Consider the following 21,894-nt stretch of genomic DNA (forward strand, 5'->3'; position numbering starts at 1 on the left):
AAATAGATACTTTTACTCCGCCATCGGTTAAAATAACGAGACCGCACTCTGATTAACCCACGCTTGTGATGAAACTTTGCAATACCCCAGTCACCCAACATCAGTTTGAGGGGATCCCTTTCTACCTCAAGCGCGACGATCAACTTCATCCCCACTTTAGTGGTAATAAAGCCCGAAAATTTATGTCCTGTCTTGAGGGTGACTTTCCCAGCATTACCACCCTGATAAGCCATGGCAGCCCACAAGCCAATTCTCTCTATTCGCTGGCGGCTCTAGCGGCGCTCAAAGGTTGGTCTTTAGAATATTACGTTGAGCGCATCCCCGCTTGGCTAAAAGACAAACCGATCGGAAACTATCGCGGTGCCCTCGAACTGGGCGCACAAGTGATACCGGTGGCACACCACCAACAGCATCCTTCGGCGTTTATTCGTCAAATCCGTCAACCCGATTCACGGTGTTTGGTGATCCCAGAGGGAGGGCATTCATCCGATGCGGAAAAAGGGCTAGAACAACTGGCAAATGAACTTCTCTCGTGGACACGCAAAGACCCCCACCGTAAGTGGGTGGTCGCCCTACCTTCTGGCACTGGCACCACCGCTTTCTACCTCCACCGTTTTTTAAAACCGCACGGCATGGAGATCCTGACCTGCGCTTGTGTCGGTGGAAAGCCGTATCTGATTGAGCAATTCAAGCAATTAGGGGCAACCGACTTCCCGACCATATTGGAGCCAGAGAGCAAACATCATTTTGGCAAGCTTTATCAACAAGATTATGAGATATGGCGCGAGCTTCTCTCCCAGACTGGCGTTGAATTTGATCTGCTTTATGACCCGCTGATGTGGCATTGCTTAAAAGTCTGGTCTAAACAACACGCAGACAAGACTCTAGTGTATATTCATCAAGGGGGGCTGTTGGGCAATCAAAGTATGTTGCCCAGATATCAACGTAAGTACGGCTCCATGCCAGCCCCTCTGGAATCGAATCACGGCGGCACCCATTTAACAAGGGTGAAAAACCCGTCGCCTTGTTAAATGGAGTGACCTTGTGGAGACGACTATGCGACTAATTCTTACTTTATCAGTGTTGATGGCATCATCAGCTTGGGCAAATATTATTACCACACCAGGGCAGGCGCTGATTGCGGTCGATGGCAGCCCTGCGGGCAAACACGTTTGCTATTATCAAGATGAAGGCTATTCGCTCGGGGCGATCCTTCAAGTCGGTGAACATTATATGCTTTGCACAAAAGCCAACGATTTCGAGACGAACGGTGCACTTAAGTGGTCTCCGATGACTCATCAGGTCGAGGCTGAAAATGTCACCAAGCCGAAAACAAAACGCTATTCCGTCAAATAGATGCCTCGATGTTCTGGAGATAAGACCGAATAACGCAACGAAATGAAGTCGATGGCGTTCTGCAAAGCGAAAACGTCATCATATTTCACCTTACTATGACATAATCACACTCTGAGTTCTTTTATCTTGCTGATCGTATTCGCAAGTTTGTAAACTAGACGAGTTTGGGTCTGAGCCATTTCCAGACCCGTGTATTTGATACGTTTTTTTAAGGTAAAAGTATGTCTGATTCTACTGCGTTTTTCTTATTGGAAAATGTCATTCAACGCTATCCTTGGGGCAGCCGAGATTCTATCCAGTCACTTTTTGGCATTGATAACCCAGAGCAACAACCACAAGCGGAAATTTGGATGGGCGCTCACCCTAATGGCTGCTCCAAGATACAACTTGGCGATCAATCCCTCTCGCTGGCGGACTACATTGATCACGACCCAGCCTCGGTGCTCAGCCCAGAGACACATCAGCAATTTGGTGAACTTCCTTTTCTCTTTAAGGTGCTTGCGGCACAACAAGCCCTATCCATTCAAGTTCACCCATCAAAATCTCAAGCTGAGATAGGCTTTGCTCACGAAGAGAAAGCAGGCATCGAACGCTGCGCAGCAAACCGAAACTATAAGGACCCCAATCATAAACCCGAATTGGTTTATGCATTGACGCCCTATTTGGCCATGAATGGGTTCCGAAGCTTTGAGGCGATCATCGCCCTATTTGAGCGACTGAAATCGCAAGCTCTGGCGGCCGATCTCGACGCCTTTAAACACAACCCTTCTTCGCTCGGTTTGCAACACTTCTTTAAAGCGATGCTAGAACTTAAAGGAGAAAAAAAAGCGAACGCACTGGAGGATTTACTTCAATGGGCACAAAAAGAAAGCCAACCCTTAGGCCCCCTAATCCTATCGCTGAATGAGCAATACCCTGACGATGTCGGTTTACTGGCACCGCTCATGCTGAATGTACTTGAACTTCAGCCGGGAGAAGCCATGTTCCTTGATGCTGGTACACCTCATGCCTACATCAAAGGCACTGCGCTCGAAATTATGGCTAACTCAGACAATGTATTGCGTGCAGGCCTGACCCCGAAATACATGGATATCGATGAGTTAATTGGATGCTGTAAGTTTGAAGCGTTAGATGATGCTCACATTCTCACCGCTCCGGTCACAAAAGACGAAGAATTGAACTTTCCGGTTCCAGTTGACGATTTCCGGTTCTCAGTGCTTCATCAACCACAACAACGGCTCTGTTCCCTTAGTCGTGCGGAAATCTGGTTCGCGATAGACCAAGACGTTATATTGCAGGCCAACAACCAAATACTGACACTCCGTAAAGGGGAATCGGCTTTTGTTCCGTTTTCCACAAAAAACATGACAGTCACCTCAACAGGTTCTGTCGCACGAGCTCATTAAGCACAAACCGCTACTTTACCTCTTGAGGACGGTAGCGGCGCTGATTGCCTCTTGTCCCATTGATTCAACAGAGCACTAATCCATGATTCACCCTATTGCCGTTCGTTTGACCCAAGGTCAGGATTTAAAGCAAACACTTCATTCTCTCGTTCGGGAGCACGCTATAAGGGCCGGCAGTATTGCGTCTTGTGTCGGCTGCTTATCGCAAATCAACATGCGTTTAGCAGGCGCAACACAAACACTGAGCCATGTGCAGCCCTATGAAATCGTCTCACTTATGGGGACTCTCACCCCAGAGCACCAACATATCCATATTGCCGCGGCCGATGCTCAAGGTAATGTGATCGGTGGCCACCTGCTTACAGGCTGCATTATTGACACAACCGCTGAGCTCATTCTCCACGTTTACCCCCATTTGACCTTCAGCCGAGAGCAAGATGACACCACAGGGTATACAGAGCTGGTGGTCAACTCCGCACCTTAACCAAGCATCAACGCCATGGTCGTTGAACGTGACTAAATACAGCCATTGCGCTTAGCTACGTTCAAACCGTTGATATATCGCTGGGTCCATATCGGCAATAACGTGCAGTAATCTTCTTGTCGTGGACCCGTTTTCACTTACTCTCTCAGGCTCAGCCCCTGCCTCAAGCAAGGCTTCAAACACGTCATGGTCCATCAGCTGACGGGAAAATGCTGCTCTCAATGCATCAATACCCTTATTATTTTCAGGATTTAGCAAGCGCCCAGCCCTGTTTTCCAGCAGCAACGCCACGCCCAAGATCTGGTCCGACCAATCACGGAATTGATTGCTCACATTTTGATAGTGAACATACCTCGTTGCCCTCATAGTGAATCGGGTGGACGATTCAAAGCAGTTTGGTGCGTTTTTCGTTTTGATTTGTTCGCCGTTTAGCATTATTTCAATCCGCACAGGCGATGACCACTTCTGACTTTAGCCAACGCCTAGTCTCAGTCATCCATTTACTCAGCCAGAATCAGGGGGCGTCTATGTCATTGAATATTAGCGGTACGTTTAACCGCACGATTAGCGATGCGCGAATCGAACACGTACAACAAGCTCAATCTAAACAACAAGCGACCTACATGGGGCCATGGGACAAAATCAAAGATTGGTTTTGTGGCACAGATAAAGCCCAAGCACTGTCTTTCTTGTACGACGTCACACATGGCAACGACGTCAACACTTCGGAGTCAGCATCAAAAAAAATGGAAGCGTTTTGTAAGCTCGGCCAGCTGGCAGGGAGCCGCTACGAAAACCAGTTTAAGGGCAACGTGCAAGACAATCAGAATGGCACCTTTAGCTTCGATTATGAAATTGTTGGGGCACTCGATAAAACGAGCGTTCATTACGGAGACCCCGCACAGGAAGCCGTACAGATACTCGCTCGGGATCTCACCAACGGTTCACAATATCTGATAGGCGATAACGTAACATCACACGGGGTAAAAGGGGCGTTAGAGAAGGTATCTTATAACCAACAGACTCGCACCTATCAGGGCATTACCTCTGCCAATCAAGGGCGATTGGCCACGGAACTGCTCAGCACTCAGGCCAAAGAAAAAATGGGCAGAGATCGAGGATTAGCTCAGCAATGGGTCGCCATTCAAATGAAAAGTTTCGACCATTTTTCTGACCAACGTTCTCGCCTTGAACAAATAGAAGGTGCAGGTTTGATGGATGTGGTTAATACGCCACGAGAATGGCTCTACCACGGCGCAACATCAATAAGCAAAGTGCGCGACAACGCCAATCATCACTTTGCCCGACAACAAGAACCTGTCGCGATACGCCCATCAGCGATTCAACGTACAGAGTCAAAACCTCAACCCGACACACAAGTTAGCCGACTGTTGCCTGGGCTAGTCCAACCACCACGCAATGATGCGCAATGGAACTTTGGCCGCGATCAAGAAGGTGAGAAGCGTTACCGAGACATCACTCACCTCATCCATGCGTTGGATGCGCTGAAAACCCATCAGAATACACATTGCGAGTTTCAGACCGACGCCAATTATCAATACCAGCCTCAAACCGGAGGGGTACAATCCGACTATCATCGCGCTGGTGAGATCACCCGCGCCAGTCTCTTTCAAGAAGCCAAAAACGCAGGCTATGATCTGAAGGATTCTAAGATACACGCTCAAGTGAGCAATATTGTCGGCCTCTACCACTCTCTCAATTATGAGTCCCTGCTCACCACGACAGGGACATTACTCCGCTAAACCATGCCCTTCGTCTGTGGCAGTCACAGCCCCAAAAGACTCAGGATTTTCGGGGCTGGTCATTGAGTTTTCGATGTATTCAGGGTAATCGGAATACCCTGTTTCATTGCCACCAAAGAGCGTCGCACCATCGAGATCAGCCAGTGGATACCCGTGTTTCAATCGCCTCACCAAATCAGGGTTCGCCACAAAAGGCCGCCCAAACGCCACCAAGTCGGCAAAACCGCGATTCAAGATGTCATCCGCTCGCTGCTGCGTATAGCGCCCAGCAACAATAATCGTGTTGGTGAAACGTTCACGCAGCGCAATACGAAAACGGTCTGGAATGACCGGCGCGTCATCCCAATCCGCTTCAGACAAGTGCAAATATGCAATATCCAACTGTTGCAGTCGCGCTGATGCGTCAAGAATCGTGGCAACAATATCGGGGCAATTCATGTCTTTAAACGTAATAAATGGCGCAAGCCGGACGCCGACTTTATCGGCGCCAATCGCTTCAATCACAGCCCCCACCACTTCCAACAAAAATCGAAGACGGTTATCACGACTTCCCCCATAACGATCGGTGCGATGATTGGAGTTGGTGCGCAAGAACTGATCGATCAGATAACCATTACCGCCGTGTATTTCAATACCATCAAACCCCGCCGCTATCGCGCGCTCAGCCGCATAAGCAAAGTCTTGAACGACGCGGGCAATATCGTGCTCGGTCATCTCCCGCGGTTGGACACAATCCACCATACGGCCATTGCCTTGCCCATCTGAGATCCACACCTGAGTCTCTACTGGCGCCAACGCAGACGGCGCCATTGGCAAAGCGCCCTTTTGAAAGACAGGGTGGGACACTCGTCCAACATGCCAGAGCTGACAAAACATGGCAGCCCCCTGCGCATGGACCGCTTTGGTCACCGATTGCCAGCCGTTAACCTGCTCATCCGTATAGACCCCCGGAGTAAAAGAGTACCCCTGAGAATCATCGGAAATTTGGGTCGCTTCAGAGATGATTAACCCAGCGGAGGCGCGTTGCCGATAGTAGTCACTCATTATGTCATTAGGTATATTACCCGGCTGGCTTGTCCGTGCTCGGGTCATGGGAGCCATGACTACCCGATTGTGCAATTCAAGACCTTTCAGGCTGACGGTTTCAAATAATTTTCTCATGCTATTCCTCTCACTTTTTCACTCAACCACCACGGGGCGCTTGGCTATCTGCTGTTCGTCGAGCCATTATATTTATTCAAAAAAAATTGATAATTTGCTAAAATATGAAAACATTATTCGAATTTACTGAACAATAAAGAGGCAGACGTGGATAAGTTGACGGATATGATGATGTTCGTGAGTATTGTGAAACGCGCCGGCCTAGCGGCCGCGGGACGAGAGCTTGGCCTATCCCCCGCGACTGTCACAGCAAGACTTCAGGCACTGGAAAAACGTTATGGAGTCAGGCTGCTCAATCGCAGTACCCGGCATGTTTCACTCACCGACGCTGGAGAAGTTTACTACCAATCCAGCCTTGAAATCCTAGACAGCGTTAGCGAGGCCGAGCATCGGCTGCAGCAAGGCGTGAAAGAAGTCAAAGGCTCCCTGAAAGTGGTTGCCCCTAAGGATGTGGGCAAGCAATACATTCTACCGATATTAAACGCATTCAGCGCTCGTTACCCTGAGGTTGTGCCTTACCTGTATTTGAGTGACCATCTGTCTAATATTGCAGAGTCGGGCATGGACATTGTGATCCGCTACGGTGAGCTGGCCGATAGCCGCTTAATTTCTCGACGTTTATCCCCTAGCCAACGCGTCCTATGTGCCTCCCCTGAGTACCTAGCCAAACGCGGTACACCAAAGCAACCGCAAGATTTATTGACCCATGATTGTCTCGTTATGCTCAGCAGCCATGAGGAAAGAAAGACGTGGTATTTTCAGGAGCAAGAACGCAAGCACTCCATCACCGTGGTGCCTAAGCGTGTCTCCGATGATGGCGATATTATTCGCCAATGGGCATTACAAGGCGCAGGCATCGCCTTGAAATCGTTGCTGGACGTACAAGCTGACCTCAATAACCAGCGCCTTGTAACCGTGCTTGATCGCTACATGAAAAATTTCAGCAGCGCCACATCTGTCTCCAGTGCCGATTTAAATGTGGTGTATATCAGTAAAATGTATCAAGCCAAACGCATCCGCCTCTTTGTGGATTTTTTGTTTGAACAATTTCCATATATACTTGGCGAGTGAAGAACTGCGTGACCAGCGTGAGGCATTTAAACCCTCGAAACATCGTTGAAATAAGCATGATGCATTATTATAAAAGGGAGTTTCCGTGAATAAAGAACCTTTCCATGAATCATTAGAAGTCACAAGCTAAATAGGCCATAAACATTTGGGCAACATTAATTCAGCGGTTTAGACAGGGCGACCGCACGTGTATTTAATATTTGAGCTAATAGATTAGCTTTCTTTTCAACGGTTCGACAAAAGAGATTACGGCGTTCAAATACCACTCATCCATTGATCAATATTTGCACTCCAATTGAGCAAATAACGTTCATGCGTTCGCCCTGGCGGTTTAGACGAGCGAAATAACGGAGGTTTAATCGGGGTGATACGATATCCCTTTGACTAATAAATAAGTTTAATTCCCTTCAAACTTATTTATTCTTCAAAATCATTTGTCCTTCAAAACATGTCGCCGTCTTCGTTGGTTTAAGGCTGACCACGACCCTGCACCTGCCCCGAAGTCCCTCATCAATAACCTGCCATTTATGCCTTATGAGAGCAGGGCGCACAGATATGCAGATTATTGACAGTTTGATTAGTCAGTACCTCGCAAATACAGCATTTATCCTTCATCTCACTAAAGCCGACATTCAATTTTTTAGAACTGGCCTTAAACTCTTCGATCGAGGTGAATTTTTTCGACGGCGCCTTATGCAGGGGAGCTACCTTGGTCTTTAGCTCTGTTGAATCCCCCAGGTATTTCGGTCCAATAAGGCTACTCATTATTATGCCGATCAGCGCTAAGGACCCCGGCATATTGGCTGAAATCACGATCAGGCAGCATATAGTACCAACAAAATTAATGAGGACCGTAGTACTTTTTCGCTCTTTGACTAATGTACTTGCGGTGTCATATTGTTCATCATCTGGGTACAAAAACGTACCACATTTACAGGTTATCGCCCCACCATTGTCTAACTGACGCACTCTCTCGCTCGATAATTTCAAATCCGATGTGTTATTACAACTCACACAAGAGAAGTGATAATTGCTATTCATTTAAAATCTAACCCTAAGCCTTGATAATTATTTGTTACAAATTACCGCAATATGGAACTGAAATCACTCAATCGTCAATTAATTACGACATCCTTTCCATATATAAATAAAATAGTATTCCTATTTATTTTATGGTGGCTAAATGTCGCCTTGTAGAGTGATCACCTCATGACTCAACACATAAGGTATGGCATCTTAATAAAACGTTTTGTTGCATTAACGCGAGAATGGCTCAACGTCCATTTTGCTTATCAAGGATAATAAACATCATTCGACCTTAGTCTAGTATGCCAAAACTGGCAACTATTGTTAATTTAAACAGTGAATGAACGACTCCTCCCCTACCAAGCTAAAAAAGAAAATAAGACTTAAACACCCCCTTATAAAAAGCATCACCGTAGAGGCTGCCTAAACACCCGACTTATACGACTAAACGATAAGTGTAACTAGTTGCGTATTATATTAGTATTCACGGCCTCAATTGAATAATCACAAAGTGAACCACGTTTTCGAGGAGAATTCAGGGCATGGACGTTCCGCTCAGAATTCACTTTTTCCTTAAAAGGGCCTTGGCGACACCTCGAACTGGGCTTACGTTAGATTAACGCACTAAGGAAAAGTAATGAATAGCATTGGAGTTATAGGCGTTGGTCCTAGAGGGCTAAGTATTGTGGAGCGAATTGTGGCGGCCTCTCTCAGTCAGCCCGACCTTGAACTTAACATTCTGGTCTTTGACCCCTATTTACCGGGCGCGGGTTGCCATACCGTGGATCAGCCCGACCATTTGCTGGTGAATACAGTCGCGGAGCAAATCACCATGTTCTCCGACGATTCCATCAAAGAAGCCGGAAATATTCTCTCCGGGCCGACTTTTTATCAATGGTTATGCGAGCAATGTCCTGCTGAGGATTTGCCTGACACACTCTCTCCGGATGGGTATTATTCTCGACGACTGTTTGGTCAATACCTCAATTGGGCGTTCAACTACATCGTTGAATTTGCTCCACCCACAATAAAGATATCTTACCTCCCTAAAGAAATCGTCGATATTCACCAAATGCCGCACCAAGGTTGGGCGGTCTCCACCGATGATAATAAACAGTATGAATTAGACTTTGTGTTTGTCACGACAGGGCATACCAAATCAGACATCGAAAACCATGAGTATCACATTGCCGATCCCTACCCCATTGCGGATAAATTAAGTGGCATTGACCACCAACAAACCGTCGCCATTAAAGGTATGGGACTGACCATGTGTGATGTGGTCGCGGAATTGACCGTCGGCAGAGGGGGCAATTTTGTGCGCGAAGAGGCTGGTCATCTCCAATACTGCCCTTCTGGTCAAGAGCCGAAAATGATCGCCTATTCTCGGACTGGCTTGCCTTTATCAGGCCGTGCCAGCAATCAAAAAGGCGCCTCACTGCAGTACAAAGCCAAGTTCCTAACACCTGCCTATGTCAAACAATTGCGCGCCCGAGGCGACATAGACTTTATACAAGAGGTCTTACCGTTACTGATTAATGATATGGAATATGCCTATTATGACGCCTATTTGTCCAACAAACATGGGACGATAGAAGCGCAAAAGTTTTGCAATAGTTATTTATTTTCAGACAAAGAGAAGCGACGAGAACTGATTGGACGGACGATTGCTCCGGACGATCGCTTTTGTTGGGAAAAGCTCGTATCACCGATTCCATCATCCACATTGACTTGCCAAAAGCGGTTTACCTCTTGGTTGAAAACCTACTTGGACGATGATGTCTTCGAAGCACAACGAGGCAATATCACCAGCCCGATTAAATCGGCCAGCGATGTCCTACGCGATCTGCGTGATACCATTCGAGATGCGGTGGATTTTCAAGGCTTAACCGAAGAGTCTCATCGTTGGGTAGACAGTATTTTTATCCCAATAATGAACCGTATTGCGGTTGGTCCACCGAAAGAGCGCATCGAAGAGATGCGGGCGCTTATCGAATGTGGATTGCTCAGTATGGCGCTTGGCCCGAGCCCACACGTTGAGCGAGCGCATGACGAACTCGGCGCCTTAACCCTAAGGTCTTCGGTATGGCCTGACTCGGTCATGAGCGCTGACTTAATCATCAACGCAAAAATTTCTATGCACAGCCCAAAAGACGACGCCTCCCCCTTGTGGAAACAATTACTCTCAAAAGGCTACGCGCGGCTTTATTACAATGGCAACTATCACCCCGGTGGTATTGATGTCACCACAAACATGCAAGTGATTGGGCAAGGCGGCAACGTACACAAAACGATGTGGGCGCTAGGCTTACCCACTGAGGGCAATAAATTTTACACCTTCATCGTCCCGAGACCGGGTGTCAACTCAACCGCGATTGTCGACGCAGGCAAAGCTGTCAACCAATTGCTCGCCTGTTTAGCTGAGCCAATGAGAGCGCCCTGTTATGCTGAATAAAGAGGTCATCAATCGCGATAGCTTAGCAGGGATGGGGGCCACCCTGATCGGGAATGGCATTGGCCGATTTGCTTACATTGCCCTAATGCCAGCGTTAATTCAAAGTGGCTGGTTTAACGAAAGTGACGCCTCCTATCTTGGTGTCGCGACGCTTTTGGGGTACATATTGGGGGCACCCGCCGCCAACGTATTGTTGCGTTATTTTAGCGCCGGCCAGTTGATTCGTGCGGCGATGTTAGTCAGCAGTTTCAGTTACTTAAGCTGCGCATTGCAAGAAGCCCCGCTGAGCTGGTTTTATGCATGGCGTACATTGGCTGGCGTCGCGGGGGCCTTGCTCATGGTGGTCGCCCCTCCGGTGATTGTCCGAAAATATAGGCCGGAGGTCAAAGCCCGTATCAGTGGTGTCGTTTTTTCAGGCATCGGCTTGGGGGCGATGCTCTCAGGAACGTTAATCCCATTGCTTATCTACTTCAGTGTGATGTCCGCGTGGATAGGCATGGGCGCAATCGCATTGGCGACCACGATACTGACATGGAATGCTTGGGAAACCCAACCCAGCACGGGGAAAACGTCTTATATTAAGGCGTCTTTTTCCCAGCTTTCCAAACCACAAGCCATCAGCGTTGTGTTGATTTTATTTGCCTACACTTTCAATGCGATTGGCTATTTGCCGCATACCTTGTTTTGGGTGGATTACATTGTGCGCGAGTTAGGGATGTCGTTCACCAGTGGTGGATTGTTTTGGGCGACATTTGGTATTGGTGCCGCGATTGGCCCAATGATTACTGGCGTGTTGGGTGATAAATTGGGCCTCAAGCGCTCCCTTTGCATTGCATTTAGTCTCAAAGCATTGGGCGTCGCCTTCCCTTTGATCAGCGCTCACCCCGTTGCCTTATTCCTGTCTTCATTGTTAGTGGGTATGTTTACCCCAGGGACGGTCACCTTAATCTCCACTTATACACTGGAAATGGTCGGTTACGAACTTCACACAAAGGCATGGTCCGGCATGACGCTATCGTTCGCGCTATCACAAGGAATCGTCGGCTTTTTGATGGCGTATTTCCTCAACCACCTCGCGTCATATCACTTATTATTCGCGATTAGCGCAAGCGCCTTGTTGCTCTCGGTAACGTGTATTTTGTTCACCTCAACGCGTTGCATTGCGCAACCTACTTCGCAGTCAATTTAATTCTATAGAGGATTCTCATGCAACTGTATCTCAATGACACATCGCCGTTTTCACGCGTGGTTGCGGCCACAGCTCTGTTGTCACGTTGTGCACCACTGTCTTTCCATTGGGTGGACCCATGGCGCTCTCCAGCGGCTCTGAAAAACATCAATCCATTTTGTCTTATCCCAGCATTAACGCTTGAAGATGGCACCACGCTGAGCGAAAGCTTGTGCATCTGCCAGTACCTGATTGAAACCTATCAACCGCTAGGGCTGCGTCAAATCGCCTTTCGCCAAGCCCATGAAGTAAAGCAACTTGGTACGGCCAAGACCTTAATGGAAATCGCGTTTCGAACCGCAGCGCTGGGCCGCTATACAGACTGTGACAATGTTTTGATTCAGCGAGGCCAAGAAGGTATGGTGGCCGCGCTCAAACAGCTCAACCAAGATATCGAGAACGACGGGCTAGAAGCCCATATTGCACCCAATCTCGCCACCTTGTATCTCCATGTAGCGTTAGATTATGTCGTGTTTCGTCACGGCGCGGTCTTCTCTGAACACGAACATCACGCTTTAGTCGAGTTGATGCGCCTGTCTCCCTACAATCACCTATTGTCACAGATCAGTATTCAGGCGTTAGCAAACCAGCCCGATTACACGCAATTATTGACTGATTTAGTGCAATAGCGGGGGGCTTTATTAAGGGTGTAGACCGAATCTGGCCTACGCCTCAATCTAGGGTACTGAGTGAAGGGGTTGAATGGGGCAACAACCGGTATTTTGAGTCCCGTTTGCTCACATCGATGGATGATATCTATTCTGGAAGCGTGGGCAACGATAATTTAAGCATCATATTTTCCTGTGCTATTCTGCGTGCCATCGCTTAACCTCACCATTCTGAAACCAACAAACGGCTCCTGACGCCCTTGAGCTGTAAACCCATTGCTTCAAACACTTCCTCAAAATCATCACACTGCGCTGCCAAATTAGGTAAAGAGAATGTCGCTTCGGTGAAAAAACGCTGCTGATGCAAGCCATCACTCCCCCATACCATCTTCCATCATTCCAAGATTCGCTCTTTAGAGTCAAACAACCGCTTAGGTTTGGGTACACGATCGCTTTTGCTTCGGGTCAATACAACTTCCATGATTGGTGCACAGATTCAAAATCAAGACCATTGTATTGTTCAGCAATTTCTCTCGCATTTTGACTATAAAAAGCAGAGGTTGGATTCATGAAAAGGCTCCGTATATCTTTGTTAATCCATGATATACGGCTGGATGACATATGGCGATAGCTGAGCAAGAAAGTAGAACCTATGTAGAGTAAACTTAGGGGCAAATACAAGTTAGCGTTGCCTAAACGATGTGCTTAAGGGTAGGGTCGAAAACACCATCGACAATGGGACCTGTTACGTACATTGGTGTCCACTCAACTGACCACGCCGCGACAACCAAAGGCCGCCTCAATAACCTCATTATCAAACCCTTGCTCATTAAGCGTTGTTGAAGCCAACGAACGTTGTCCGTGAGCTGTCGTTCTTCCTTGAAACCCAATGCGCCCTATCTATTACCTTATTGCTTTGACTCAGAATCGGTGTGCTTATTCGGATCAGGGATTGAGGGGATTTGATTGTATCGAAACTCCCAAGATAAAGACGGGTGATACTGAGCGAGACTGTTCATTCTTTCCAAAACAAAGAGCGATAAAACGAAAAAGCCCCTAGAAATTTCTAGGGGCTTAAATGTGGCGGTGAGTGAGAGATTCGAACTCTCGATACGTTGCCGTATACACACTTTCCAGGCGTGCTCCTTCAGCCACTCGGACAACTCACCGAATTTTTAGGTTGATTCGCTGAACCAACGAGGCGCTAATTTAATGATTCTACTGTATTAGGTCAAGCATAATTCGCAAAAAATACCGTCACATAGAGTCAGTTGCTCACTTCGTCGCTAATTCGCACATAAAAAGCGCAATTTCACTCCTTCAGCGCCTTGATAGTGTGGTCACGTCAGTGACAGTGCTCGTGAAGGAGGACCGTCAACACATCCAAATCGGTCTGGGAAGGGATTTCATTCTTGCCTAGCTTCGTCGATATCGAGGTAAGAATCTTGTCGAGGTGATTGTCGTCTATGTTAGCGACCTGTTTTTTCAATGCCTGCAGATGTTTGTGTGCCTCGAATAAATCCCTGTTGTCGAACGCCACATAAAGCGAAAGCAGCAAGGGCTCAACCTCGTCCAAGGTGTAATCCGGCTTTTTTAACCGCACGGGTTTATATTGATACAAGCGTTTGGAGAAGCGGAACAAGGCATCGTCAAGTTCATGCTCATCAATCGGTTTCGCCACAATGTGGTCAACGCCCGCGCTCATCATGCGTTCACGGGTTTCTCTAAAGACATCAGCCGTGCAACCTAGGATCAAAATGTTTGCTTTGGAGCTCGATAATCCGCGAATAGCTATCGTGGCCTCGACCCCATCCATCACTGGCATATGGTTGTCCATCAAGACTAAATCGTACTCGGCATTGGCGATTGAGTTGATCGCCAATTCGCCATTTTCCACCACGTCACATTTAAAGCCTTTGTTACTCATAAAAGTACCAATGATGATGGCATTGGTCCGATTGTCTTCAACGATGAGCGCCTTTAGCCCGTGGTAGTTGAGTTTGCTATGTTCTCGGACTTCGCGAGGCTGCGGCTCACAGGGCTCCATCGCCAGTAATACGGTGAAACTGGTGCCGATGCCCGGCTCACTGGTCAGGGTGACACTGCCTTCCATCAGCTCACAAAGTTGCTTTACAATCGAGAGGCCAAGGCCTGTCCCGCCAAATCGTCGCGTGGTGGAAGACTCGGCCTGCTCAAAAGGTTTAAAGATTTTTTCCTGAGCATCTTTGGCGATACCAATCCCCGTGTCACGGACATTAATTGATAGGTAATCTTTCCCCTCCTGTTGGATTTCTTTGAACGCCACTTCCACATAACCGCGAGACGTAAACTTCACCGCATTGTTGAGTAGGTTGAATAGGACTTGCCTCAAGCGCGCTTTATCAGACAAATACCAGCGTTCATTGGGGACTTCTGAAAACACTTTAAATTGCAAACCTTTATCCGTGCACAGCGTTTGGTAAACACTATTAATGCTGCCCACAATCGCCTCTAATGGAAATGGCGCATGCTCCAGTTCTAAGTGGCCCTGCTCTATTTTGGAGAAGTCGAGGATCTCATTGAGCAACATCATCATATGCTCACCAGACTCATAAAGGGTTTTCATGTGCTTACCTTGCTCTTCACTTAAGTTTGTTTTAAGCAAGATTTGCGCGGTCCCCAAGACGCCATTCATCGGTGTACGTATTTCATGGGACAGTGTCGCGAGAAAAGAGCTCTTGGCTTTGGTGGATGCCTGCGCTTTTTGTCGCTCTGCTTCAAGGAATACGGTTTTTTGATTAAAGGCTTCAATAAGATGTTTGATTTCGTCGTGGCTTTTGTATTTTAAGCCAATGATCCCCCCTTCTTTAGAATCGTCAACGTTCCGCGCAATACTGACGATCGGAGAAATGATGTATTGGTTGATCAAAAAGTAGCCCATGATCACACACACCAACATAATCGGAATAGTCCCCATTTCGACTCTGGAGACCAAATCATAAACCTGATCCGTCACCAATCGGTGAGCATTAACCACATCAACGGTCCACATGAATCCGCCAAAGTCCGTACTACTGATATAAATCCCATCCACTAAGTGAAAGTTGTGTTCGGTGATCACTTCGTCGTAGGCATCTTTGAGCACCACGCCCAGTTCATATTCCTCAGCGTATTTGCGAACAATCAATACCAAGTTTTCAAGGGAAATGTCCACGGTCGCGACACCAGACACGACACCATCATGAAAATATGGCGAGGATGCGGTGATCATTTGGGTATGAGTAAAAGGATCAATATACACTTGAGACCAAGCAATGCTACCAGGGGCTTGATCAATCACTGACGTATACCAACTTTCCTTGTCATACCCTCCAATTTCAGGGTTGTTCCATGAAAAAATCTGATCGACCTGTTGATCACTGGCGCGATTAAAAAACAAGCTTTTGTATGCTTGACCGCGGTCTATGGAATAAGGTATCGGCCATAAGCCGCCACTCACGACAACCCCATCAATCACAGAAAAGAGCTCTAATAACATGTCGGCCTGATGAGACTGTGCCTCATCTGTATTACCAATACTCACCACGCTTTGCAAAATACCAATGGATCGATTTAAAGGCTCTTTAATTTCAGAAGCAATAATCTGAGTACGTAGATCAAGGTTTCTCTCCAACTGTGCACGAATTGGAGTTTCTACGACTAAATAGCTCACGGTCCCTATAATGGTGATCACCAACACCAAATAGACAGCGAGCGCAATAACGCTCTTTCTTTTGAGCGAGGAACGAATTTTCATAAGCCTTTGAATTTTTTCTGATTCACTCCAATTATAGCGAAATTCGCTCAACTGCCATCTTTTTATGTCTCGTTTTGACTGTTAGTATGAGCCATATTTCTATTAACCTGTTTGGTAATCATTGTGACGCTACAAGAAATTCTGTCTTTGCCAGAGCTGGAAAACAAATTAATCAATCAAGCAAAGACCCACGGGTTTGTTGCGGCGATGGCGGCAGCGCCTCATGTCCTTCCGCCTGAAGAGTGGCTGGCCTTTCTCTGGGGAGGAGAAGAAGTCGCTCCTTTTGCTGATGGTGAACAGTTAGAAACTTACATTGAGTTGGTCATCGCTATCTGGAACCAGTACCGCGCTGAGCTCATGACAAATGAATGGCAATGGCCAGAAAGCTGCGTTCTCGATGAAGAAGAAATCATCAGCCAATCTGGCCGTGACTTTTGCGAAGGCCTACTTCAAGGTTGGCAGTTAGCCAGAGATGACTGGGAAACCATTATGCCAGAGGACAGCGAAGACAACGCGTTGCTCGGCGGCGTTCTGCTTTCGATCAGTATGCTTTACGATCCAGAAACCTCGTTAGCGACCTTATCAGACCAAGGTGTTGAGGGACTAGAGCAATTTGAAGAGATCTTTAACGCGGTGCCGGCCATGCTTTGCGGACTGGCGATGCGTGGCGCCATACTGGCCGACGCTCAATAAGACCCTATGCCCGACAACGCTGCTGTCGCGGCGTTGTTTTGCCTCAGAGACTTATAATGCCTCAAATTTCATTCTTTGTGTCGGGCTAAAATGGCGTTCATTGTCCAATAGTTCCTCTCTGTGCTCCTCCATCCACAAGCCAAGAGAATCAAAAGTCGGCTTTAAAGTTTTGCCAAGGTCGGTGATCTGATACTCGACACGCGGTGGCCTTTCGTCAAACACTGCTCTTGTCACAATCCCAAGCGCTTCAAATGTCCGCAGTTGTTTGGTCAGCTCCTTTTGCGTAACCTCGCCTATCGCTCTTTGCAACTCGCCAAAACGCATCACACCTTCGGTCATCATTAATCGATAGAGTGTTGGGATCGCCCACTTTCCCGAGACAATCGTCACGAAATCGACCATCGGGCAGCGCGAATCCAGCGTCACGTTTTTAAGGGTGTTTTTTGGCTTAGTATCCATTTGGTACCTACTTCCTTTTACCTACTACGGTGTTGATAATGCAGACTTGTTCAATAAACGACAAGTGAAATAACATGACCCAACGATTGATGAATAAATATGCCCTAATTACCGGTGGCACCGCCGGAATCGGTTTAGCGACCGCAAAACAGTTTCAACGTGAAGGTGCAACCGTGATCGTGACGGGTCGCAGTGATGCTGGATTAGAGGAGGCGCGAAAGCAACTGGGGGATTCGGCGATTATGTATAAAAATGATGCGTCGAGTGTGGCCCAACAGAAACAATTGGCAGAGCACTTAGCGCACTCTCTCCCTCAACTGGATATTCTTTTCATCAACGCTGGGGATGTCACTCATCAGCCCATCCAAGACTGGGACGAACGCCACTTTGACCAAGTAGTGAATACCAATCTCAAAGGCCCGTTTTTTCTCATTCAATCTTTGGTCGATCTTTTCTCGGATTCTGCGTCTGTCATACTCTGTGGGAGTGTGTCTGCCCATATTGGGTTAGCTCAGAGTAGCGTGTATGCCGCGAGCAAAGCTGGGCTGCTATCACTGGCACGGACGCTTTCAGGGGAACTTAGCCATCGCGGGATCCGCGTCAATAGTTTGAGTCCCGGCCCGACTCATACGGAGGCATTCGGTAAGCTTGGCTTAGCCAAGGTCCAACAAGATGCGCTAATAGACGAAGTCAAATCACTCATCCCTTTAAAAAGAATGGGCACACCGTTAGAACTGGCCAACGCGGCGGTCTTTATGGCGTCCGAAGAGTCGTCGTTCATGCTCGGTTCTGAGTTATTAATTGACGGCGGAGTCGGCAACATTTAGCCAACGTCGATGGACACAAGCGCGGTGACTTAGATGACGTTAGCGGGATAAAAGTCACCAACCCGCACTAAAGGCAAGTTGGTGATTGATTCAGGCCTCGTTAATAGACATTCAGCGACGGTTAGGCGGGCAGTTTATCCCAATTGAACGTGCCGACTCGCGCATCCGCAATATAGAACAGTTTACTGCCCGGAGGGATGTCCACACTCAGCTCTGGGTTAAGTAAAATACCGTCACCAACATCAATAGCAATGAGGGTCGCCTGATAGTCACGCTTCATAAACTGAAACAATGATTCAACCTTGGTCTCTGCCAGTTGGTGCGGATAACGGGTCGAATATTGTGTCATACCGCGAGTCGAAGCCAACAATTCCTGATGCAGCGCGCTCGATCCCGGATCCACAGCCGCTTTGGCCAACATCTCGGCTCCCACCGAAGGAATGCACTCTGCATTAGGACAATGTTGACTGAGCAGCCTGCTGAGCGCCTCATCTTTAAAATACGCCAACAAATGGGCTTGCGGATTCACGTTAGCCGCGTACAGGGAAGCGGACAAGGTAATGTCGTCTTCCTCGTGATCGATCATAATGCAGCTGGCCTTCGCGATCGCTGCTTTCTCCATCTCTAACACATCGGTATAACTGCTCACTCGAACAAACCCGATTTCGCCCGGTAACGGGTTTTCAATCTCTGCTCCACTGCACAGCACTATCGGGCGCTTACCCGCTTCATCATGCTGCAGCATACGTATAAGATGCATGGTGCGCTGTCCATTCCATCCTAGCAATAGAATATGATTTTCCACGCCAATTCTCCGTTTTCCTAAAATTCCAGCCCGCCAATATTCGATGGAGGCTGACGTTAGCCGACCAACTAAGGCAGCAAATAATGTTAATCCACCCGGTATCACGAGTAATATTACGATCCACTTTCCCGCTTCGGTGCTGGGTGAATAATCACCGTAACCCACGGTAGACGCGGTCACCATTAGGAAGTAGAAAAAAGTGGATAGGTCTTCGGTCAGAGCTGTTTCATTGCTCGCAAAGAGTAACCCCCAACACAACATCGCGTATAGACTCAGCATCAAAGCCAAATTGCGGCTGCTCAACTGAAATAAACGCCCCTTACACCACTTTTTAAACAAAAACCAAACTGACATTTTCTCCCTTACCTGACACTCCTCTTTATTTTTCAATAGCCTACATCAATTTTGTGTCATCGGCCAGTGACGGACAACAAAACCGTGGCTCCTTGCTCTCTTGCTTAGCGTGCCCAAGGCGGTATTTTAAACTTCGCTGACATTCATCCTCACGCAAGCGGTACTATACTTGTCTGCTTATCAAGACAATTACCTGTCAACATTCTATTCAGCCTTGATGATGGAAAGGTCAGCCCTATGCCTATCAAGATTGCTACTCGACTTATCAACGCGTCCATCGCGAGGAACTGCCAATGATGTCTCTGATTTTTTTACTTCTTTTCTGTGCCATGCTCAGTGTCTATCACGCAAAAACGACCCTAGGTTATACCTTGTTCTCGCTCTCGGTGGTGGTCAGTGTGTACTGGTTTAGCCATCATGCCAGCGACGCCTTGTCGATTCTTTTATAAGGAAATAACCCATGAATAAATATCAAGTACATTGGCTTAACCTCTTAGGTTTACTGGGTATGAGCACCATTTTACTGATTGGGTTTGTCCTTCAGTTTGCCTTACATGAACTCCCTTGCCCTCTATGCTTGTTACAACGAGTGGGCTTTGTCATGGTCACTTTTGGTTTCTTGTTGAACGTGCGATTTGGCCCGCAGCAACGACATTATGGCATCATACTGATCGGCGCTTTATTTGGTGGGGCCGCCGCGCTTCGTCAGGTAGCCTTGCATGTGATTCCGGGCACACCAGCATACGGTAGCCCGATAATGGGCTTGCACTACTACACGTGGGCGTTTGTTTTGTTCGCAGCAACCATTTTTGCCGTCGCCATTCTTCTGTGCATGTGGGATCAAAGGTGGCAAAGCCAAGGTTACGCCATGGGGCGCGTCGGCAAGTTTGCCTGTTACCTCGCTCTGGCCGTGGTGCTGCTCAACGCTTTAGGTACTTTTGCAGAATGTGGGCCTTATCAGTGTCCAGATAACCCGGTCAGCTATTGGTTATTCGGTTGAGCTCATGCTTATAGGCCACTGATATAAACAAAAAAGCCAGCAATGACGCTGGCTTTCGTTACCCTTTGCTATGGCTAAGCATTGCCTTTGACTTCAAGGCTCAGTTGTTCTGCAAAATCAAGCATACGGTTAAGAGGGATCAGTGACTTCACGCGCACCGCTTCTTCAACGAAAATTTCGTGCTCTTTCCCCCCAAAACGCAGGGCGTCTTCTATGGCTTTGAGGCCATTCATCGCCATCCAAGGGCAATGAGCGCAGCTACGACATGTCGCTCCAGCTCCCGCCGTGGGGGCTTCTATCAACTCTTTTTCGGGCACCAACTGTTGCATCTTATAGAAGATACCTTTGTCGGTAGCCACGATCATTGTTTTCTGAGGCAGGGCTTTAGCCGCTTTTATAAGTTGGCTGGTTGAGCCGACCGCATCGGCCAACTCAACCACACTGGCGGGGGATTCAGGGTGAACAAGAATCGCAGCCTCTGGGTACACGGCCTTCATGTTACGTAATGCGTCTGCCGAGAACTCATCGTGAACCACACATTCCCCTTGCCACAACAACATATCTGCGCCTGTCTTGTTAGCGATATAGGAACCAAGATGGCGGTCAGGTCCCCAGATAATCGGCTTATCTTCCGCGTCAAGGTGCTCAACAATGTCCAGCGCAATACTCGATGTCACGACCCAATCGGCACGTGCTTTAACGGCTGCCGATGTATTTGCATACACCACCACCGTATGATCGGGGTGATTATCACAAAACTCGGTGAACTTATCGGCAGGACAACCAAGATCGAGAGAACACTCCGCCTCTAATGTTGGCATTAGAATGCGCTTTTCTGGAGTAAGGATTTTTGCCGATTCTCCCATAAAGCGGACGCCGCCGATAATCAAGGTCGTGGCGGGATGACGGTTGCCAAACTTGGCCATCTCCAACGAATCACCAACAAAGCCGCCCGTCTCTTCGGCCAATGCTTGAATCTCAGGATCTGTGTAATAGTGTGCGATCAAAACCGCGTCTTGTTCTTTCAACAACGCTTTTATGTTTTGAATATGCGCTTTCTGCTGATCATCGGATAGCGGTGCGGGTTTTGGGGGAAATGGATAAACGGTTTCAATTGTGTCTAAAATGTGGCCCATTGCTCTTGCTCTACGCAACTTTCAGTAATCCGAGTATTGTAACCCTAACACTGACAAAGATGCCAGTTTGAGTACGGATTATCCTTGGATTGCCGCCGTGATAGGGCGATACACAAGCAACTTCAACCAAAAAGGGCCGCTTAAACAAAAAAGGAGTGCTTATGCACTAATGCCGATCAGTTAAGGCATTAATCGGCAGATCAATTGAACGATCCTCCCAATATGTAAAAATCCGATAGACCCTGTTTATCGGATTTTTTTATGCACGTTTCTCAAGCTCTCGACAT

Annotated in this window: 20 protein-coding genes, 1 tRNA gene and 2 pseudogenes; 13 read left to right on the forward strand and 10 right to left on the reverse strand. The window is 47.7% G+C overall.

What is annotated here, in order from left to right; all coding sequences use genetic code 11:
• Window positions 1-68: 68 nt before the first annotated feature.
• From HLM86_RS12275 to HLM86_RS12290, 4 genes are all read left to right on the forward strand, one after another.
• Window positions 69-1,031, forward strand: coding sequence for a 1-aminocyclopropane-1-carboxylate deaminase/D-cysteine desulfhydrase (locus tag HLM86_RS12275; RefSeq protein WP_170882975.1), 963 nt, complete (start codon window positions 69-71; stop codon window positions 1,029-1,031).
• Window positions 1,032-1,056: 25 nt separating this feature from the next.
• Entirely contained in the window at window positions 1,057-1,356 is a 300-nt protein-coding gene (locus HLM86_RS12280) for a DUF1496 domain-containing protein (RefSeq protein WP_170882976.1), read from the forward strand.
• A 221-nt stretch (window positions 1,357-1,577) separates the two neighbouring features.
• Window positions 1,578-2,762: a mannose-6-phosphate isomerase, class I gene (gene manA / locus HLM86_RS12285; RefSeq protein WP_170882979.1), complete on the forward strand. Its 1,185-nt coding sequence runs from the start codon at window positions 1,578-1,580 to the stop codon at window positions 2,760-2,762.
• An 82-nt stretch (window positions 2,763-2,844) separates the two neighbouring features.
• Entirely contained in the window at window positions 2,845-3,246 is a 402-nt protein-coding gene (locus tag HLM86_RS12290; RefSeq protein ID WP_170882981.1) for a PPC domain-containing DNA-binding protein, read from the forward strand.
• 51 nt (window positions 3,247-3,297) lie between these two features.
• Here HLM86_RS12290 and HLM86_RS12295 read toward each other — a convergent pair whose 3' ends face one another.
• Entirely contained in the window at window positions 3,298-3,681 is a 384-nt protein-coding gene (locus HLM86_RS12295) for a hypothetical protein (protein ID WP_170882983.1), read from the reverse strand.
• Between the two features lie 92 nt (window positions 3,682-3,773).
• Here HLM86_RS12295 and HLM86_RS12300 point away from each other — a divergent pair, with 92 nt between their 5' ends.
• Complete coding sequence (locus HLM86_RS12300) at window positions 3,774-5,009, forward strand: T3SS effector SopD family protein (protein ID WP_170882985.1); 1,236 nt, start codon at window positions 3,774-3,776, stop codon at window positions 5,007-5,009.
• A gap of 81 nt (window positions 5,010-5,090) precedes the next feature.
• Here HLM86_RS12300 and HLM86_RS12305 read toward each other — a convergent pair.
• Window positions 5,091-6,170, reverse strand: a pseudogene (locus HLM86_RS12305) (alkene reductase); the annotation flags it as partial.
• A 147-nt stretch (window positions 6,171-6,317) separates the two neighbouring features.
• On the opposite strand from HLM86_RS12305, the gene HLM86_RS12310 reads away from it, so the two are divergent.
• Complete coding sequence (locus HLM86_RS12310; RefSeq protein WP_076587090.1) at window positions 6,318-7,241, forward strand: LysR family transcriptional regulator; 924 nt, start codon at window positions 6,318-6,320, stop codon at window positions 7,239-7,241.
• A gap of 525 nt (window positions 7,242-7,766) precedes the next feature.
• Here the strand turns inward: HLM86_RS12310 and HLM86_RS12315 are convergent.
• On the reverse strand, window positions 7,767-8,282 hold the full coding sequence (locus tag HLM86_RS12315) for a hypothetical protein (RefSeq protein ID WP_217702172.1): 516 nt from the start codon (window positions 8,280-8,282) through the stop codon (window positions 7,767-7,769).
• A gap of 622 nt (window positions 8,283-8,904) precedes the next feature.
• Between HLM86_RS12315 and HLM86_RS12320 the strand changes: the two genes are divergently transcribed.
• The 3 genes from HLM86_RS12320 to HLM86_RS12330 are packed head-to-tail and all read left to right on the forward strand — an operon-like array spanning window position 8,905 to window position 12,579.
• Window positions 8,905-10,722, forward strand: a complete 1,818-nt coding sequence (locus HLM86_RS12320) for an FAD/NAD(P)-binding protein (RefSeq protein WP_170882988.1) — start codon at window positions 8,905-8,907, stop codon at window positions 10,720-10,722.
• Complete coding sequence (locus tag HLM86_RS12325; RefSeq protein ID WP_170882989.1) at window positions 10,712-11,911, forward strand: YbfB/YjiJ family MFS transporter; 1,200 nt, start codon at window positions 10,712-10,714, stop codon at window positions 11,909-11,911. Before HLM86_RS12320 ends, HLM86_RS12325 begins: the two co-directional genes overlap by 11 nt.
• 17 nt (window positions 11,912-11,928) lie before the next feature.
• Entirely contained in the window at window positions 11,929-12,579 is a 651-nt protein-coding gene (locus HLM86_RS12330; protein ID WP_170882991.1) for a glutathione S-transferase family protein, read from the forward strand.
• A gap of 202 nt (window positions 12,580-12,781) precedes the next feature.
• Here HLM86_RS12330 and HLM86_RS12335 read toward each other — a convergent pair whose 3' ends face one another.
• The 4 genes and pseudogenes from HLM86_RS12335 to HLM86_RS12345 all read right to left on the reverse strand — a co-directional run bounded on the left by HLM86_RS12335 (window position 12,782) and on the right by HLM86_RS12345 (window position 16,333).
• The gene (locus HLM86_RS12335; protein WP_170882993.1) at window positions 12,782-12,946 is read right to left on the reverse strand and encodes a hypothetical protein; all 165 of its coding nucleotides are present in this window, start codon (window positions 12,944-12,946) and stop codon (window positions 12,782-12,784) included.
• Between the two features lie 404 nt (window positions 12,947-13,350).
• Window positions 13,351-13,458, reverse strand: a pseudogene (locus HLM86_RS20505) (integrase); the annotation flags it as partial.
• A 181-nt stretch (window positions 13,459-13,639) separates the two neighbouring features.
• Window positions 13,640-13,727: transfer RNA gene (locus HLM86_RS12340), tRNA-Ser, on the reverse strand.
• 176 nt (window positions 13,728-13,903) lie between these two features.
• Window positions 13,904-16,333 (reverse strand): hybrid sensor histidine kinase/response regulator, encoded by a 2,430-nt coding sequence (locus HLM86_RS12345; protein WP_170882995.1) that lies wholly within the window; start codon window positions 16,331-16,333, stop codon window positions 13,904-13,906.
• 123 nt (window positions 16,334-16,456) lie between these two features.
• Between HLM86_RS12345 and HLM86_RS12350 the strand changes: the two genes are divergently transcribed.
• Window positions 16,457-17,026, forward strand: coding sequence for a UPF0149 family protein (locus HLM86_RS12350; protein ID WP_076587104.1), 570 nt, complete (start codon window positions 16,457-16,459; stop codon window positions 17,024-17,026).
• Between the two features lie 51 nt (window positions 17,027-17,077).
• On the opposite strand, the gene HLM86_RS12355 is transcribed toward HLM86_RS12350, so the two are convergent.
• Window positions 17,078-17,485: a winged helix-turn-helix transcriptional regulator gene (locus HLM86_RS12355; RefSeq protein WP_076587106.1), complete on the reverse strand. Its 408-nt coding sequence runs from the start codon at window positions 17,483-17,485 to the stop codon at window positions 17,078-17,080.
• Between the two features lie 74 nt (window positions 17,486-17,559).
• Between HLM86_RS12355 and HLM86_RS12360 the strand changes: the two genes are divergently transcribed.
• The gene (locus HLM86_RS12360; protein ID WP_076587109.1) at window positions 17,560-18,312 is read left to right on the forward strand and encodes an SDR family oxidoreductase; all 753 of its coding nucleotides are present in this window, start codon (window positions 17,560-17,562) and stop codon (window positions 18,310-18,312) included.
• Window positions 18,313-18,433: 121 nt separating this feature from the next.
• On the opposite strand, the gene HLM86_RS12365 is transcribed toward HLM86_RS12360, so the two are convergent.
• Window positions 18,434-19,471: a potassium channel family protein gene (locus HLM86_RS12365; protein ID WP_170882997.1), complete on the reverse strand. Its 1,038-nt coding sequence runs from the start codon at window positions 19,469-19,471 to the stop codon at window positions 18,434-18,436.
• A gap of 293 nt (window positions 19,472-19,764) precedes the next feature.
• Between HLM86_RS12365 and HLM86_RS12370 the strand changes: the two genes are divergently transcribed.
• Window positions 19,765-19,920, forward strand: coding sequence for a DUF5993 family protein (locus HLM86_RS12370; protein ID WP_171831455.1), 156 nt, complete (start codon window positions 19,765-19,767; stop codon window positions 19,918-19,920).
• Between the two features lie 11 nt (window positions 19,921-19,931).
• Window positions 19,932-20,471: a disulfide bond formation protein B gene (locus HLM86_RS12375; RefSeq protein WP_076587115.1), complete on the forward strand. Its 540-nt coding sequence runs from the start codon at window positions 19,932-19,934 to the stop codon at window positions 20,469-20,471.
• A 74-nt stretch (window positions 20,472-20,545) separates the two neighbouring features.
• Here HLM86_RS12375 and nadA read toward each other — a convergent pair whose 3' ends face one another.
• Complete coding sequence (gene nadA / locus HLM86_RS12380) at window positions 20,546-21,607, reverse strand: quinolinate synthase NadA (RefSeq protein WP_076587118.1); 1,062 nt, start codon at window positions 21,605-21,607, stop codon at window positions 20,546-20,548.
• Window positions 21,608-21,894 lie beyond the last annotated feature (287 nt).

The sequence above is a fragment of the Vibrio ostreicida genome (genome assembly GCF_013074385.2).
Classification (GTDB): domain Bacteria; phylum Pseudomonadota; class Gammaproteobacteria; order Enterobacterales; family Vibrionaceae; genus Vibrio; species Vibrio ostreicida.

What these genes read in the sequence shown, in the direction of transcription:
- HLM86_RS12275 (WP_170882975.1), top strand. Translation starts at nt 69, where the DNA reads ATGAAACTTTGCAATACCCCAGTCACCCAACATCAGTTTGAGGGGATC.
- HLM86_RS12280 (WP_170882976.1), top strand. Translation starts at nt 1,057, where the DNA reads ATGCGACTAATTCTTACTTTATCAGTGTTGATGGCATCATCAGCTTGG.
- manA (WP_170882979.1), top strand. Translation starts at nt 1,578, where the DNA reads ATGTCTGATTCTACTGCGTTTTTCTTATTGGAAAATGTCATTCAACGC.
- HLM86_RS12290 (WP_170882981.1), top strand. Translation starts at nt 2,845, where the DNA reads ATGATTCACCCTATTGCCGTTCGTTTGACCCAAGGTCAGGATTTAAAG.
- HLM86_RS12295 (WP_170882983.1), bottom strand. Translation starts at nt 3,681, where the DNA reads ATGCTAAACGGCGAACAAATCAAAACGAAAAACGCACCAAACTGCTTT.
- HLM86_RS12300 (WP_170882985.1), top strand. Translation starts at nt 3,774, where the DNA reads ATGTCATTGAATATTAGCGGTACGTTTAACCGCACGATTAGCGATGCG.
- HLM86_RS12315 (WP_217702172.1), bottom strand. Translation starts at nt 8,282, where the DNA reads ATGAATAGCAATTATCACTTCTCTTGTGTGAGTTGTAATAACACATCG.
- HLM86_RS12320 (WP_170882988.1), top strand. Translation starts at nt 8,905, where the DNA reads ATGAATAGCATTGGAGTTATAGGCGTTGGTCCTAGAGGGCTAAGTATT.
- HLM86_RS12325 (WP_170882989.1), top strand. Translation starts at nt 10,712, where the DNA reads ATGCTGAATAAAGAGGTCATCAATCGCGATAGCTTAGCAGGGATGGGG.
- HLM86_RS12330 (WP_170882991.1), top strand. Translation starts at nt 11,929, where the DNA reads ATGCAACTGTATCTCAATGACACATCGCCGTTTTCACGCGTGGTTGCG.
- HLM86_RS12335 (WP_170882993.1), bottom strand. Translation starts at nt 12,946, where the DNA reads ATGGTATGGGGGAGTGATGGCTTGCATCAGCAGCGTTTTTTCACCGAA.
- HLM86_RS12345 (WP_170882995.1), bottom strand. Translation starts at nt 16,333, where the DNA reads ATGAAAATTCGTTCCTCGCTCAAAAGAAAGAGCGTTATTGCGCTCGCT.
- HLM86_RS12355 (WP_076587106.1), bottom strand. Translation starts at nt 17,485, where the DNA reads ATGGATACTAAGCCAAAAAACACCCTTAAAAACGTGACGCTGGATTCG.
- HLM86_RS12360 (WP_076587109.1), top strand. Translation starts at nt 17,560, where the DNA reads ATGACCCAACGATTGATGAATAAATATGCCCTAATTACCGGTGGCACC.
- HLM86_RS12365 (WP_170882997.1), bottom strand. Translation starts at nt 19,471, where the DNA reads ATGTCAGTTTGGTTTTTGTTTAAAAAGTGGTGTAAGGGGCGTTTATTT.
- HLM86_RS12370 (WP_171831455.1), top strand. Translation starts at nt 19,765, where the DNA reads ATGATGTCTCTGATTTTTTTACTTCTTTTCTGTGCCATGCTCAGTGTC.
- HLM86_RS12375 (WP_076587115.1), top strand. Translation starts at nt 19,932, where the DNA reads ATGAATAAATATCAAGTACATTGGCTTAACCTCTTAGGTTTACTGGGT.
- nadA (WP_076587118.1), bottom strand. Translation starts at nt 21,607, where the DNA reads ATGGGCCACATTTTAGACACAATTGAAACCGTTTATCCATTTCCCCCA.